Annotated in this window: 11 protein-coding genes; 6 read left to right on the forward strand and 5 right to left on the reverse strand. The window is 72.9% G+C overall.

Annotated features, from left to right (window positions below; translation table 11 throughout):
* Positions 1 to 118 precede the first annotated feature (118 nt).
* The 4 genes from RM479_RS06960 (at position 119) to RM479_RS06975 (ending at position 6,084) form a co-directional block, all read left to right on the forward strand.
* The gene (locus tag RM479_RS06960; protein WP_311510882.1) at positions 119 to 1,993 is read left to right on the forward strand and encodes a methylmalonyl-CoA mutase family protein; all 1,875 of its coding nucleotides are present in this window, start codon (positions 119 to 121) and stop codon (positions 1,991 to 1,993) included.
* The gene (scpA, locus tag RM479_RS06965) at positions 1,990 to 4,227 is read left to right on the forward strand and encodes a methylmalonyl-CoA mutase (RefSeq protein ID WP_311510883.1); all 2,238 of its coding nucleotides are present in this window, start codon (positions 1,990 to 1,992) and stop codon (positions 4,225 to 4,227) included. The genes RM479_RS06960 and scpA overlap by 4 nt, the downstream gene beginning before the upstream one ends.
* A 100-nt stretch (positions 4,228 to 4,327) precedes the next feature.
* Positions 4,328 to 5,407: a methylmalonyl Co-A mutase-associated GTPase MeaB gene (gene meaB, locus RM479_RS06970; RefSeq protein ID WP_311510884.1), complete on the forward strand. Its 1,080-nt coding sequence runs from the start codon at positions 4,328 to 4,330 to the stop codon at positions 5,405 to 5,407.
* 305 nt (positions 5,408 to 5,712) lie between these two features.
* Positions 5,713 to 6,084 (forward strand): STAS domain-containing protein, encoded by a 372-nt coding sequence (locus RM479_RS06975; protein ID WP_311510885.1) that lies wholly within the window; start codon positions 5,713 to 5,715, stop codon positions 6,082 to 6,084.
* A gap of 232 nt (positions 6,085 to 6,316) precedes the next feature.
* Here RM479_RS06975 and RM479_RS06980 read toward each other — a convergent pair whose 3' ends face one another.
* Together RM479_RS06980 and RM479_RS06985 are read right to left on the reverse strand one after the other, a co-directional pair.
* Positions 6,317 to 7,012: a hypothetical protein gene (locus RM479_RS06980; RefSeq protein ID WP_311510886.1), complete on the reverse strand. Its 696-nt coding sequence runs from the start codon at positions 7,010 to 7,012 to the stop codon at positions 6,317 to 6,319.
* A 9-nt stretch (positions 7,013 to 7,021) separates the two neighbouring features.
* Positions 7,022 to 7,372, reverse strand: a complete 351-nt coding sequence (locus RM479_RS06985) for a hypothetical protein (protein WP_311510887.1) — start codon at positions 7,370 to 7,372, stop codon at positions 7,022 to 7,024.
* Between the two features lie 317 nt (positions 7,373 to 7,689).
* On the opposite strand from RM479_RS06985, the gene RM479_RS06990 reads away from it, so the two are divergent.
* On the forward strand, positions 7,690 to 8,682 hold the full coding sequence (locus RM479_RS06990; RefSeq protein ID WP_311511021.1) for a LacI family DNA-binding transcriptional regulator: 993 nt from the start codon (positions 7,690 to 7,692) through the stop codon (positions 8,680 to 8,682).
* A 135-nt stretch (positions 8,683 to 8,817) separates the two neighbouring features.
* Positions 8,818 to 10,809: a glycoside hydrolase family 31 protein gene (locus RM479_RS06995; RefSeq protein ID WP_311510888.1), complete on the forward strand. Its 1,992-nt coding sequence runs from the start codon at positions 8,818 to 8,820 to the stop codon at positions 10,807 to 10,809.
* Between the two features lie 277 nt (positions 10,810 to 11,086).
* Here RM479_RS06995 and RM479_RS07000 read toward each other — a convergent pair whose 3' ends face one another.
* From RM479_RS07000 to RM479_RS07010, 3 genes are all read right to left on the reverse strand, one after another.
* Positions 11,087 to 11,524, reverse strand: a complete 438-nt coding sequence (locus RM479_RS07000; RefSeq protein ID WP_311510889.1) for a hypothetical protein — start codon at positions 11,522 to 11,524, stop codon at positions 11,087 to 11,089.
* Positions 11,525 to 11,836: 312 nt separating this feature from the next.
* Positions 11,837 to 12,994: a xylose isomerase gene (gene xylA, locus RM479_RS07005; protein WP_311510890.1), complete on the reverse strand. Its 1,158-nt coding sequence runs from the start codon at positions 12,992 to 12,994 to the stop codon at positions 11,837 to 11,839.
* 46 nt (positions 12,995 to 13,040) lie between these two features.
* Positions 13,041 to 15,074, reverse strand: coding sequence for a beta-galactosidase (locus RM479_RS07010; protein ID WP_311510891.1), 2,034 nt, complete (start codon positions 15,072 to 15,074; stop codon positions 13,041 to 13,043).
* Positions 15,075 to 15,156 lie beyond the last annotated feature (82 nt).

Here is a 15,156-nt window from a genome sequence, read left to right on the forward strand (position 1 = left end):
CACATCTCCCGCGACCGGGCGGGCGAGGGAAAAGCGACGGTCATGTGAGGGTCCGCACGTGCCCTGTGCCACACCCCCGCCGCCCCGGATCCGAATCCCGTTCTCTACCATCCGAGGTATGGACGTCCCAGAGAGCGGCGCCGCCGGATCCGGCGCCCCCGACCTCACCGAGGGGTTCCCGGTCCCCACCCCGGACCGGTGGCGACGGCTCGTCGCCGCGGTGCTCCGCAAGAGCGGTGTCGCCGAAGAACGCCTCGCCGACCACCCCGAAGCCGTGCTGGCCACCCGCACCTACGACGGCTTCGACATCGCCCCCCTGGCCACCTCCGAGCCCCCGGCCGCCGATCCCGGCTACCCCGGCATGGCTCCCTTCACCCGTGGCCACCGCCCCGGCGGCGCCGTCGCCGGTGGCTGGGACATCCGCGCCCGCTACTCGGACGCGGACCCCGGGACACTGCGCCGCCGCGTCCACACCGACCTGATGAACGGGGTCTCCTCCCTGTGGATCGCGGTCGGCGACGGCCGGCTGCCGGCGGACCGTCTCGGCACGGCCCTCACCGACGTCCACCTCGACCTCGCGCCCGTGGTCCTGGAACCCGGCGCCGCCTTCGCCGAGGCCGCCGACGCCCTGCTGAGCGCGCACGCCGACGCCGAGGTCCCCGACGGTCGGATCATCTCCCACCTGGGCATCGACCCGCTCACCACGGCCGCCCGCGCCGGGTCCCGCCCCGACGTCATGGACGCCGTCCGGTTCGCCGTCGACCGCGCCCGGGACCGCCCCGGTCTCGGCCTGACGGTCGCCGACGCCACCCTCGTGCACAACGCGGGCGGTTCCGACGGCCAGGAACTCGGTTACGCGATCGCCGCCGGCGCCGCGCTGCTCCGGGCCCTCGTCGCCGCCGGCCTGGACATCGCCGACGCCGCCGGACGCATCGAGTTCCGGCTCGCCGTGAGCACCGACCAGTTCGCGGGCATCGCCAAGCTCCGCGCGGCCCGCGCCATGTGGAACCGGGTCCTGGAGGTCTCCGGGGTGCCCGCGGACCGCCGCCCGATGAAGGTCCACGCGGTCACCTCCGAGGCGATGCTCACCCGCAGGGACCCGCACGTGAACATGCTGCGCACCACCGTGGCCTGCTTCGCCGCCGGTGTGGGCGGTGCCGACTCCGTCACCGTCCTGCCCTACGACGCGGCCGTGGGCCTGTCCGACGACTTCGCCCGCCGCATCGCCCGCAACACCCAGGCCCTCCTCATCGAGGAGTCCCACCTGGCGCGGGTCATCGACCCCGCCGGCGGCTCCTTCCACGTGGAGGCGCTCACCCGCGACCTCTACCTCGCCGGATGGGCCTTCCTCCAGGAGATCGAGGCCTCCGGGGGCGCGGCCGAGGTCATCGAGGACGGATGGCTGCGCGAACGCGTCGACGACGTGTGGGAACGCCGCCGCCGGGACCTGGCGCACCGACGCGCGCCGCTGACCGGCGTGAGCGAGTTCCCGAACCTCGCCGAGCGGCCCCTGGCCCGCGAGCCCCTCCCCGAACGCGACTCCTGGTTCCCGGTGCGCCGCTACGCCGGTGACTTCGAGGAGTTGCGCGACCGCTCCGACGCCGCCGCCGACCGCCCCACCGCGTTCCTGGCCACCCTGGGCCCGGTCGCCGCGCACACCGCGCGGGCCACCTTCGCCGCGAACCTCCTCGCCGCCGGCGGCGTCGACGCCCACCGCCCCGGCCCCCTGGAGGACGCCGAGGCCGTCGCCCGCGCGTTCACCGCGTCCGGCCTGCGGGTGGCGGTGCTGTGCTCCTCCGAGAAGGTCTACGCCGAGCACGTCGAGGCCGCCGTCGAGGCGCTGAGGAACGCCGGAGCCGAGCGCGTCCTGCTGGCGGGCGCCCCCCGCGCACTGGACGCGGACGCCTTCCTGCACCAGGGGTGCGACGCCGTCGCCCTCCTCACCGAACTGGTCGATCTTCTGGTCCCGAACACCCAGGGGGCGAGCGCATGACCCCGGACATCCCCGGTATCCCCGGCATCCCCGACCTGTCCACCGTGGCCCCCGAGCCGCCCGCCTTCTCCGGAGACGGCGACGGGTGGCCGGCCGCCGTCGAGGCCGCCACCGGCAAGGCCCCCGACGCCCTGGAGTGGGAGACCCCCGAGGGCATCGCGGTCAAGCCGCTCTACACCCCTGCGGACCTGGCCGGGCTGGACTTCGTGGACGGCCTCCCGGGCATCCCGCCCTACCTGCGCGGCCCCTACCCGACCATGTACGTCAACCAGCCGTGGACCGTCCGCCAGTACGCGGGCTTCTCCACGGCGGAGGAGTCCAACGCCTTCTACCGGCGCAACCTCGCCGCCGGCCAGAAGGGCCTGTCCGTCGCGTTCGACCTGGCCACCCACCGGGGCTACGACTCCGATCACCCCCGGGTCGCCGGGGACGTCGGCATGGCGGGCGTGGCCATCGACTCCATCTACGACATGCGCCAACTGTTCGACGGCATCCCGCTGGACAGGATGAGCGTGTCGATGACGATGAACGGCGCGGTCCTGCCGGTGCTGGCGCTGTACATCGTCGCCGCCGAGGAGCAGGGCGTTCCGCCCGAGAAGCTGTCCGGAACCATCCAGAACGACATCCTCAAGGAGTTCATGGTCCGGAACACCTACATCTACCCGCCGCGGCCGTCGATGCGGATCATCTCCGACATCTTCGCGTACACCTCGCAGCGGATGCCCCGGTTCAACTCCATCTCCATCTCCGGCTATCACATGCAGGAGGCGGGGGCCACCGCCGACCTCGAACTCGCCTACACCCTCGCCGACGGCGTGGAGTACATCCGAGCGGGCCGGAGTTCCGGCCTGGACGTCGACGTGTTCGCCCCGCGGCTGTCGTTCTTCTGGGCGATCGGCATGAACTTCTTCATGGAGGTCGCCAAGCTGCGCGCCGCCCGCCTGCTGTGGGCGCGGCTGGTCAAGGACCTGGGCGCGGTCAACGACAAGTCGCTGAGCCTGCGCACCCACTCCCAGACCTCCGGGTGGTCGCTGACCGCCCAGGACGTGTTCAACAACGTGGCCCGCACCTGTGTGGAGGCGATGGCCGCCACCCAGGGGCACACCCAGTCGCTGCACACCAACGCCCTCGACGAGGCGCTGGCGCTGCCCACGGACTTCTCCGCGCGCATCGCCCGCAACACCCAGCTGCTGCTCCAGCAGGAGTCGGGCACCACCCGCTCCGTCGACCCGTGGGGCGGCAGCTACTACGTGGAGCGGCTCACCCAGGAGCTGGCGACCAAGGCCTGGGAGCACATCGTGGAGGTGGAGAAGGCGGGCGGCATGGCCGCCGCCATCGACGCCGGACTGCCGAAGATGCGCATCGAGGAGGCTGCCGCCCGCACCCAGGCGCGCATCGACTCCGGGCGTCAGCCGGTCATCGGCGTCAACAAGTACCTCCCCGACGGCGAGGAGGACATCGACGTCCTCAAGGTCGACAACTCCAAGGTGCGGGCCAGCCAGTTGGAGAAGCTGCGCCGGTTGCGGGCCGAACGCGACGAGGACGCGGTGCGCGCCGCCCTGGACGCCCTCACCGAGGCGGCCGGCCGGGAGTCCAGGGCCGACGACGCCCTCACCGACAACCTGTTGGCGGCGGCCGTCGAGGCGGCCCGCGCCAAGGCCACCGTCGGGGAGATCTCCGACGCGATGGAGAAGGTGTTCGGGCGTCACTCGGGTCAGATCCGTACCATCCAGGGTGTGTACCGGAACGAGGCGGCGGGCAGCGCGGACGCGGCGGGGCTCATGGAACGGGTGACCCACCGGGTGGACGCGTTCACCGAGGAGGAGGGGCGCCGTCCCCGCATCCTGGTGGCGAAGATGGGTCAGGACGGCCACGATCGGGGCCAGAAGGTCATCGCGACGGCCTTCGCCGACCTCGGCTTCGACGTGGACGTGGGTCCGTTGTTCCAGACCCCGGAGGAGGTCGCCGTCCAGGCGGTGGAGGCCGACGTGCACGTGGTGGGGGTGTCCTCGCTGGCGGCCGGGCACCTCACGCTGGTGCCGGCCCTGCGCGGGGAGCTGGTGAAGCTGGACCGCGAGGACATCATGATCGTGGTCGGCGGCGTCATCCCACCGCAGGACTTCGACGCCCTGCGCGATGCGGGCGCGGCGGCGATCTTCCCGCCGGGTACGGTCATCGCGAAGGCGGCCATCGATCTGCTCGACCGGTTGGAGGCCCGTCTGGAGCAGGCCTGACCACGCGCCCCGGGCCCGAGGGCGGTCCGGTCGGCCCGGCGGTCCGGTCGGTCCGGCGGTCCGGCCGGGGCACGGTGACGACGAGAGATGAGGGGACGGCGTGGGGCAGGAGCGGACGCGGCGACGCCGCACGGTGGACGTGGCCGCGCTGACCGAGGGCGTGCTGGCCGGACACCGGCCGACCCTCGCGCGGGCGATCACGCTCGTGGAGTCGCGCCGCCCCGATCACGCCCTGGCCGCCCAGGACCTGCTGGTGCGGCTGCTCCCGCACACCGGTGGCGCCCACCGGGTGGGCGTCACCGGTGTCCCGGGCGTGGGCAAGTCCACGTTCGTCGACGCCCTGGGCACCCGCCTCACGGGGGAGGGGCACCGGGTCGCGGTGCTCGCCGTCGACCCCTCCTCCACCCGTTCCGGCGGCAGCATCCTGGGCGACAAGACCCGCATGGCGCGCCTGGCGGTGGACCCGAACGCGTTCATCCGGCCCTCGCCGACCGCCGGGACCCTGGGCGGGGTGGCCCGGGCCACCCGGGAGACCATGCTGCTCATGGAGGCGGCCGGGTTCGACGTGGTGCTGGTGGAGACGGTGGGGGTGGGGCAGTCCGAGGTTGCGGTGGCCGCGATGGTCGACTGCTTCCTCTTCCTGACCCTGGCCCGCACCGGTGACCAGCTCCAGGGCATCAAGAAGGGCGTGCTGGAGCTGGTGGACGTGGTCGCGGTCAACAAGGCCGACGGACCGCACACCGACGACGCCCGCAAGGCGGCCCGCGAACTGTCGCGGGCGCTGCGCCTGCTCCAGCCGGTCCACCCCGACTGGCGGCCCCCGGTGCTGACGTGCAGTGGGCTGACCGGTGACGGGCTGGGCGAGGTGTGGGACACCGTCCGCGAACACCGCAAGGTGCTGGAGGACGGGGGAGCGCTGGCCGAGCGCCGCAGCGGGCAGCGGGTCAGCTGGATGTGGGACCAGGTCCGGGACCGGTTGATGGACGCCTTCCTGCGGCATCCGGAGGTGGGCTCCCGCATCTCCGAACTGGAGCGCGAGGTCCGGTCGGGGGAGACCACGGCCACACTCGCGGCCGGCGCCCTCCTGGACGCCTTCACCGGGAGTGACGGCGCGGCGGGCGTGGCGGGCGCGGGGGAGCCGGGTGAAGCGGAGAGGCCCTCCACCTTGACCGACGATTGACGGACCTCGAAAACCGGGTGTCATATCGTGAAATCACCTAGCGTAAAAGGTCGATACCGGGCGTCCGAGACCGAGTTCGTGCCCCCGAGGCGAAAATTTCTTCCGGGATGCCATTCCCGAAAGCCCGGCCGGCTTATACCGTGTGTGTCCAACGACTTACCGGACACGCGGACGCGCGAGCGCTTCCCTTCTCGGTGGTCCGGCTCCGTGGGAGTGGTGCCGGACCCGGTGGGCGCGGGCCGCGGTTCTGCGTATGGTTAAGCGAAGGGACCCCTCGCCTTCTCGTGGGGTCGGGAGGAGTGAGCGTGCACAGGCTCGGACTGAGCACAAGGGTGGAAAGCCGCAGCGTCATCGTCGCGATCCAGGGTGAGCTCGACATCGCGACCACCAACGACCTCCAGGAGCACATCCGGTCCGCCATCGACACCCACGGTCCGTGGCTGATCCTGGACATGTCGGGGCTGGACTTCATGGATTCGAGCGGCCTCAACGTGATCATCAACGCCTACCGCACCGTCCGTGAGCGGGAAGGCGCCCTGGCGTTGGCCGCCCTCAACGAACGCGTCACCAAGGTCGTCCGCCTGGTCGGCCTGCACCGTCAGGTCCCGGTCCACCAGACGGTCGCCACGGCCGTCGCCGCGATGGAGGCGCTGGAGGCCAAGCGGCAGGCCGGGTAGGGCGTGTTCCGCGGGCACCCATCCTGAGCCCTTGCCCCGCGGACCGCGTACGGGCCACCGCACAGGGCCGGACGTCCCCCGATGTCCGGTCCTGTTCGTGTGCCGGGGGTCCGGCGAGGTCCCGGGGTGACGGTGGGGCGCCGATCACGGCGGTGCTCCGCGTGGGCCTGATCAGCGCGGACGACGTGACGGTGCGGCCGGGTACCCGGCCGCACCGTCACGTCGGGAGCGGTCAGTCGCCGCCACCGCCACCGCCGCCGCCGTCACTTCCGCCACCGGAGTCGCCGCCTCCCCAGCCGCCTCCCCAGCCGCCGCCGGAATCGGAGGAGCCGCCTCCCCATCCGCCCCAGCCACCCCAGCCACCACCGGAATCGGAGGAGCCGCCTCCCCGGCCCCCGCCCGAGGAGGGCGCCGCACCGGGGTCGCCGGGCTGGCCGTGCGCGGGCGGGGCGTCCCGGCCGTCGCCGGTCCCGTGGCCGTCGTGGTGCACCGGGTCGCCGTGGTACACCGGGCCGCCGTGGCCGGCGCTCCCGTGGCCGTACCCGCCGTACCCGCCGTGTCCGCCGTGTCCCGCGGGCGTGGCGACGCGGCTCCGCCGCAGGGCCAGCACGAGGGCCAGCAGGCCGCCGCACAGCAGCAGGCCGGCCAGCACGCCCTGGGCCAGACCGAGGTACCCCACGAGGGAGTACAGGTCGGGATCCCTGATCAGTACCGGCACCATGACGGCCCAGAGGGCCTGGTACACGATCAGGACCAGGGCCTCGGCGATGAACAGCAGACCCGCCGTGCGGACCAGGCCGGGGGCCGTCGCGCGCGACGCCCGCACCAGGGCCACGATCCCGGCCAGGATCAGGGGAAGGGACGTGATCAGGGCGCCCGACAGGACACCGGGCAGGACTTCGAGGTTCGGTCCCACTGTCGTCTCCACGGGGTTCTCCTAGTGTCGGGGGGTCTGCTGCGGTCGGTGCGGGTCCGGCGCCGGGGTCGCGGCCACGACCAGGGCGATGACGCCCGCGGCCAGGATCAGCCCCGGCACGGCGAACAGCACCGAGTACAGGGGCGAGTGGACGAGCGGGAACAGCGCTCCGGTGACGTTGAGCACGTGCAGTACTCCGTCGCCGAACCCCGAGAGCGCCACCAGGGCGCCCCCGAGCACGGCCGACGTCCGTCGGGCCGGGGCGACCCGGCCCGACGAGGCCATCGCCACGACGCCCAGCACGATGCGCAGGACGATGAACAGCAGGGTGGGGACGGACGCCACGAGAGGTGACAGATGGGAGACGATCATCGGGACGTTCCTCCGTTCGGTGCGGTGGAGTCGGTGATCGGCGCCGCCACGCCCACGAGCGGGGGGAGGGCGGTGCCCATGAGGAGGGGCGGGTCCACGACTGTCGAGACCACGGGTGTTCCTTCCGGGGGCGGGGGTGCGGCGGTCTTCACGGGGGCCGGTCCACCGGTGTCCCCCTGTCCCGGTAGACGTCCCGTTCCGCGTTCCGGTTGCGGATGGCGGCGGGTCCACTCTGGTGCCGGGCACGGGCATTGCGCCAGGGTGGTGTCGTGCGTAACATCTCATCGAATCGCTTCGACTATGGACGGGACGGCACGGTGCGGATCTCCGATGTGGCCCGGCACGCCGGTGTGTCGCCCAGTACGGTCTCCTACGTCCTCAGCGGGAAACGCTCGATCTCCGACACCACCCGACGCCGGGTGCTCGACAGCATCGACGCCCTCGGCTACCGGCCCCACGCGGGGGCCCGATCCCTGGCCAGTCGGCGCAGCAACGTGCTGGCGCTCGTCGTCCCCCTGCGCGAGGACGTGCACGTCCCCGTCGCGATGCGGTTCGCGGTCTCGGTGGTCACCGCGGCCCGTGCCCACGACCACGACGTCCTCCTGCTCACCCAGGGGGAGGGTCCGGCCGGACTGCACCGGGTCGCCGGCAGCGCCATGGTGGACGGGGTCATCGTCATGGACGTCGAGACCGAGGACGCCCGCGTCCCCGTGCTGCGCTCCCTGGACCTGCCCTCCGTGCTCATCGGTGTCCCCGCCGACACCGAGGCGCTGACCTGTGTCGACCTCGACTTCGCCGCGGCCGGTGCCGCCTGCGTGCACCACCTGGCCGATCTGGGGCACCGCGACATCGCGTTCGTCGGACAGCCGGCGTCGGTCTACGAACGGCGCACCGGCTTCGCCGAGCGCACCCTGGCCGGGTTCGAGGCCGCCGCCCGCGAACGCGGTGTGCGGGCCACCTCCCACCCCTGCGACCCGGCCGCCGCCCGGACCCTGGCGGCCGAACTGGTCCGGGACCGCCCCGACCTCACCGGCCTCATCGTCCACAACGAACCCTCCCTCGCCCCCCTGCTGGAGGCCCTCGCCGACCACGGCCGGACACCGCCGGAGACCTCCGTGGTCGCCCTGGGGTCGCTGCCGCCCGGGGTCGCGGAGCTGACCCGGGTGGAACTGCCGGCGGAGGAGCTGGGCGCCCGCGCGGTGGCCCTGCTCATGGACCGCATCGACGGTCCCGAGCATCCGGAGGTGACCCTCCTGGAACCGAGGATCATCCTCGGTGAGAGCACCGCGCCTCCCGTTCGACCGGACTGACCCCCACGGGGGGCGGAGCCGTGACCGGTCCGTCGCGCCCGTCGTCGAAGCGCTTCGACGAACCGGTGCCCCCGCACCCACCGATCGTGATCGCGCCTCCCGTGCGATCCCACCCCCCGACCGGAAGGACAGAGCGTGTTCAACGAGATCGAGGACGGAGTCGAGTGGCGGGGCGGCCACCAGGTCGTCCGTGTCCGGGCCTGGGGCGCCGACGGCCTGCGCGTCCAGGCCGCGCTGTCCACTCTGCGCGAGGACCTCCCCGGGGCGCTCGACGCGCCCCCCGACACCGGGACCGGCACCCGCCTCGTGCTGGACGGGGACCGGGCCCTGCTGGTCAACGGCGCGATCGCGGCCGAGATCGACGCGACCGGGCTGCTCCGGTTCCTGCGCGTCGACGAGGAGGGCCCCGGGGAGGAACTGCTCGCCGAGGAGCGCGCCCACTTCTGGTGGCCGGGCTCCCGGGTGTACACCTCCACCGGCAACGGCTTCTACCGGATCGAGCAGCGGTTCCGCGCCTACGACGGCGAGCGCCTGTACGGCCTGGGCCAGCACACCCACGGCCTGTTCGACCACAAGGGCGCGGTCGTGGACCTGGTGCAGCGCAACGCCGAGGTGACCGTGCCGTTCGCGGTGTCCTCGCGCGGCTACGGACTGCTGTGGAACAGCCCGGCGATCGGCCGGGTGGAGTTCGCCGCCAACGGCACCCGGTGGGCGGCCGACAGCGCCCGCCAGATCGACTACTGGATCGTCGCCGGACCGGAACCGGCGACCATCCTGGAACGCTACGCCGACGCCACCGGGCACGCCCCGATGCTGCCGGAGTTCGCCTCCGGGTTCTGGCAGTGCAAGCTGCGCTACCGCACCCAGGACGAGTTGATGGCGGTCGCCCGCGAGTACCGCGACCGGGGGCTGCCGCTGTCGGTCATCGTCGCCGACTTCTTCCACTGGACCCACCTGGGGGACTGGCGGTTCGACCCGGCGGAGTGGCCCGATCCCGAGGGCATGGTGAAGGAGCTTCGGGAGATGGGCGTGGAACTGATGGTGTCGGTGTGGCCGTCGGTGAGTCCGCTCAGCGAGAACTACGCGCCCATGCTGGCGGCCGGTCACCTCGTCGCCACCGAGCAGGGGCCGCCGGTGCACGCCGACTGGGCGGACAAGGGCGTGGACGCCCACGTCCAGGTGTCGTTCTACGACCCCACCAAACCGGAGGCCCGCGCCTACGTCTGGGACAGGATCAGGGAGAACTACCACTCCCTGGGGATCCGGGTGTGGTGGCTGGACGCCTGCGAACCCGAACTCAAGCCCGGGCACCCGGGGAACCTGCGCTACCACGTCGGCCCCGGGAACGAGGTCGGCAACCTCTACCCGCGCGAGAACGCGCGCGCCTTCCACGAGGGGATGCTCGCCGCCGGAGAGGAGGAGGTCATCACCCTGTGCCGGTCGGCGTGGGCGGGTTCCCAGCGCTACGGGGCGGCCCTGTGGTCGGGGGACATCGCGCCGACCTTCGCCTCGTTCCGGGCGCAGATCCGGGCCGGGCTCAACGTGGCGATGTCGGGGATCCCCTGGTGGACCACCGACGTCGGGGGCTTCCACGGCGGCGACCAGGCCTCCCCGGAGTACCGCGAGCTGCTGGTGCGGTGGTTCCAGTACGGGGTGTTCTGCCCCCTGCTGCGGCTGCACGGCTATCGGGAGCCGTTCTCCCACGCCCTGTACCCGTCCATGACCGGCGGACCGAACGAGGTGTGGTCCTACGGCGAGGAGGTCTACGGGCTGCTGCGGGAGCTGCTGTTCCTGCGGGAGCGGCTGCGGCCCTACGTCATGGAGCAGATGCGGGTCGCCCACGAGCGGGGGCTGCCGCCGATGCGGCCGCTGTTCGTGGACTTCCCCGAGGACCCGCGTTCGTGGGAACCGGGCGACGTGTTCCTGTTCGGCCCCGACGTGCTGGTCGCCCCGGTCACCGAGTACGGGGCCCGGTCCCGCGAGGTGTACCTGCCGGAGGGGGCGGACTGGACCGATCCGTGGACCGGGGAGACGCATCCGGGCGGCTCCCTCATCACCCTGGAGGCCCCGTTGGACCGGGTCCCGGTGCTGGTGCGGGCGGGCTCCGAGGTGCCGATCACGGTGTGACCGCCGCCCCTGGAATATCCCCCGGGGGTCCCTCGTTGCACACCATGCGGGACGGTGCGGTAGCAAGTGTCCCCCGGGCTCCACTCGAAGCCTTCACGGAATACCGCGCCCTTGCGGGTGGTCATGGAGCCGTGTTGTGCACCGCGCCGAGAGGCGACCGCCGTACCGGCCCGCCGTACGGGGGCGGCCCCGCCGAGCGTCACGCTCGGCGGGGCCGTCGCCGTTTCCGGGGTCCGTACCCCGCTCACCGCACGCCCGGCAGGCGCTCCCCGGCCGCTCAGGCGACGGGTCCCGGGGTCACGGAGGCCCCGCCGAAGTGGGCCTTGGCGCTCGTGGAGTAGAGCAGCGCGACCACGGTGAACGCGAACGCGGCGGTGACGAGTTCGGGGACGCCCGCGACGGGCGTGAACACCAGGGCCAGGATGACCACGCCGTAGACGGCGTTGACGCCCAGGGCCGCCGGGCGCGCGGCGGGCCGGCCCTTGCCGACCAGCACCGCCAGGACCAGGGACGCGATGCCGTACACCAGGGCGATCGCGGCGGCGGCGAACACGGCCCAGGTGGGGATCCCCGGCGTCGGCGGGACGGCGTCCACGGTCTCGGTGGCGACTCCGCCGGCCAAGGCGAGGCCGCCGGCGATGAGCTGGTAGGCGGTGATCAGGATGAGCAGGACGAAGACGGCGGTAACGCTGCCGGGCCTGGTGCGTGCGTTCACGTCATGTTCCTCTGCGCTGGGGAGGTGTCTTCCTTACGACATAGCCGCACGGAGGGGCGTTACACGTGTTCGGCGCACCGGAGGGCGGTTCGCGCAGGTCGGCGCGGAGGAATCGGGTCCGACCCCGCCGGGCCGGTGCCGGGTACGGGCGCCCCGGCGGGCACGCGGCGGCACGCGCCGCGGGTGAGGGGCTCCTCCGAGGAGCCCCTCACCCGTGTCCCGCCGGGACCGGTCAGCCGGGTGCCGCGAGGACCCGTCGGATCCGCCCCGCGCCCGGCGGGGCCGTCGCGGCCCCCGGGGTCCGCGCCCCGCTCAGCGCACGCCCAGCAGGTGCTCCAGGGCCAGCTGGTCCAGCCGCTCGAAGTGGTAGCCGCGCTCGCCGACCGCCGCCTCGTCGAAGTCCTCCGCCAGCAGCTCGGCCAGGCCCTCGCCGGTGCCCAGTGTGGGCACGGACAGCTCCGGTACCCGCGATGCCCGCAGCGCCTCCTGCACCTCGGGGTCGGCGCGGAACGCCGCGGCCTTCTCCTTGAGGATGAGGTAGTTGCGCATGCAGGCGGACGCCGACTCCCACACCCCGCTCATGTCCTCGGTGCGCGGCGGCTTGAAGTCGAAGTGGAGCGGTCCGGCGTACCCCGCGCTCTCCAACAGGTCGACCAGGAAGAACGCCTCCTTGATGTCGCCCGCGCCGAACCGCAGGTCCTGGTCGTACTTCACCCCGCGCTGACCGTTGAGGTCGATGTGGAACAGCTTGCCCGCCCACAGGGCCTGGGCGACCCCGTGCGCGAAGTTGAGCCCGGCCATCTGCTCGTGGCCGACCTCCGGGTTGACCCCCACCATCTCGGGGTGCTCCAACGAGTGGATGAACGCCAGCGCGTGCCCCACGGTCGGCAACAGCACGTCGCCGCGCGGCTCGTTGGGCTTGGGCTCGATGGCGAACCGCAGGTCGTAGCCCTGGTCGCGGACGTACCCGCAGAGGATGTCGAACGCCTCGCGCAACCGGTCCAGCGCGGCGGCGTCGTCCTTGCCCGCCTCGGTCTCGGCGCCGTCCTGTCCGCCCCAGCACACGTAGGTGGTGGCGCCGAAGGACGCCGCCAGGTCGATGTTGCGGACGACCTTGCGGAGGGCGTGCCGACGCACGTCGCGGCTGTTGGAGGTGAACCCGCCGTCGCGGAACACCGGGTGGGTGAACAGGTTGGTGGTGACCATGGGCACGGCCAGCCCGGTCTCGTCCAGGGCGCCCCGGAACCGCTTGAGGATCTCCTCGCGCTCGGAGGTCGTGCTGCCGTGGGGGACCAGGTCGTCGTCGTGGAAGGTGATGCCGTGCGCGCCGAGTTCGGAGAGCCGGTGGACGGCCTCGACGGGGTCGAGCGGGGGCCGCACGGCGTCACCGAAGGTGTTGACGCCACGCCAGCCCACGGTCCACAGCCCGAACGTGAACCTGTCGTCCGGTGTCGGTCGGTACGCGGTCATGGAGAGCCTCCTGGGATAGGGACCCTCAGTTTGTCTAGACTCACAACTAATTGTCAACGGGGTGTCCGCGCAGCACCGCCACGCCCCCTCCGGGCAGGAGCAGGCCGTCGGCGGGCGTCTTCGACACCAGGTCCACGGCGTCCGGACCGAGGCCCAGCCGCGCCGGGTCGATCCGCAGCGACCGGTGCCCGTGGTTGGTGAGGAACACCCAGGCCCCCTGCGGCCCCACCCGGCGCACCACGTCCAGCCCCTCCTCGGGGAACGGGCCCTCTCCGGCGGCCTCGGTGAACACCCGGCCCAGCCCCCGGTCGTTCAGGTGCGCGGACACGTACCAGGCCTCACCGGCCCCGTACCGACGCCGGGTCACGGCGGGGGACCCGTCCAGGGGGCCGCCGGCGTAGGCCGCCACCGTCTCGGCGCCCGCCAGGTGTACGTGTTCGCTCCACACGGTCACCTCCTCGCGCACCATCCCCACGTCCACCCCGGCCTTCTCGCCCTCCGCCATCGGGTGGTGCTCCTCCACCCGCACACCGAGCAGGTCGCGCAGCATCCCGGGATACCCGCCGGTGCGCACCGTGCCCGTGGGGTCGGCGATCCCGCTCAGGTACGTGACCACCAGCGTGCCGCCGTTCTCGGTGTAGCGCGCCAGCCGCTCGGCGTCGCGCTCCGACACCAGGTACAGCGACGGCACCACCAGCAGCGGCACCCGGGGCAGCTCCCGGTCGGGGCGCACGAAGTCCACCGTGCGCCCCGACCGCCACAACACCCGGTGCGCCTGGCGCACCGCCTCCAGGTAGTCCACCCGCTTCGACGGCAGCGTGGTGGCGTTCATCGCCCACCAGCTCTCCGGGTCCCAGGTGACGGCGGCGTCGGCGACCACGTCCGAGCCCACCGTCTCGGAGATGCGCCCCAGCACGTCGCCGAGTTCGCACACCTCCCGGAAGATCCGCGAGTCCGGGCCGGCGTGCGGCACCATTCCCGAGTACCACTGCTCCGCGCCGCCCCGGGAGGCCCGCCACTGGAAGAACATCGCCCCCCGCGACCCCCGGGCGACGTGCGCCAGACTGTGCCGGGCGATCTCGCCCGGCGCCTTGGGCCGGATGATCCCGCCCGAGTAGACCACCCCGGCCGCCTGCTCCATCAGCAGCCACGGGCGGCCGTCACCGCGCACCCGGTCCGCCCACGACCGTGCCAGGTCGCCGGCGAACGCCGTCTGCTCGTCCCCGGCCTCCCCGGACCGGTCGGGGTAGTCGTCCACCGACACCAGGTCCACGTGCTCGGCCCACCGCCACGGGTCCACCGGCACCCAGTCGCCGAACGCCAGGTTGGTGGTCACGGGGACGTCCGGTGAGGCGGCCCGCAACACGTCGCGCTGGTCCAGGAAGTGGTCGAGCATCTCGTCCGACAGGAACCGCCGGAAGTCCAGCACGTGCGCCGGGTTGGCCAGGTACTGCGTGGCCCGAGGCGGCAGCACCTGCTCCCACTCGGTGTACCGCTGCCCCCAGAACTCGGTGGTCCACGCCCGGTTGAGCGCGTCCAGGGTGTCGTGACGGCGGCGCAGCCAGTCGCGGAAGGCGCGCGCGCCGTGCTCGGAGTAGGTCCACGTCCCGTACTCGTTGTGCACGTGCCACATCGCCAGCGCCGGATGGTGGGCGTAGCGTTCGGCGAGCGCGCGCACGATCCGCACCGAGGCCCGCCGGTAGGCGGGGGCGCACACGTCGTAGGTGTCGCGGCTGCCGTGGGTGAGCCGGGTCCCGTCGGCGTTCACGGGCAGGGCGTCGGGGTGGGCCAGCGAGAACCACGGGGGCGGCGAGGCGGTGGGGGTGGCCAGCGCCACCCGGATGCCCGCGCCGTGCAACCGGTCCAGGACCCGGTCCAGCCACACGAAGTCGTACTCGCCCTCGCGGGGCTCCAGACGCGACCAGGCGAACACCCCGACGGTGACCAGGGTGACGCCCGCCCGGCGCATGAGGTCGACGTCCTCGACGGCCGTCTCCTCGGGCCACTGCTCGGGGTTGTGATCCCCGCCGAACCACAGCGGCCGAAGGGTCGGGACGGGCGGCGGGGTCTGGGCGGCCATGGGGGGACTCCTTATGTTGGTCGGACGAACGAAGTATGGCGAGGAACCCCTCCCGCACGACACCCCCCACCCCCGGGAACGA

It is taken from the genome of Nocardiopsis lambiniae (assembly GCF_031845465.1).
GTDB lineage: Bacteria > Actinomycetota > Actinomycetes > Streptosporangiales > Streptosporangiaceae > Nocardiopsis > Nocardiopsis lambiniae.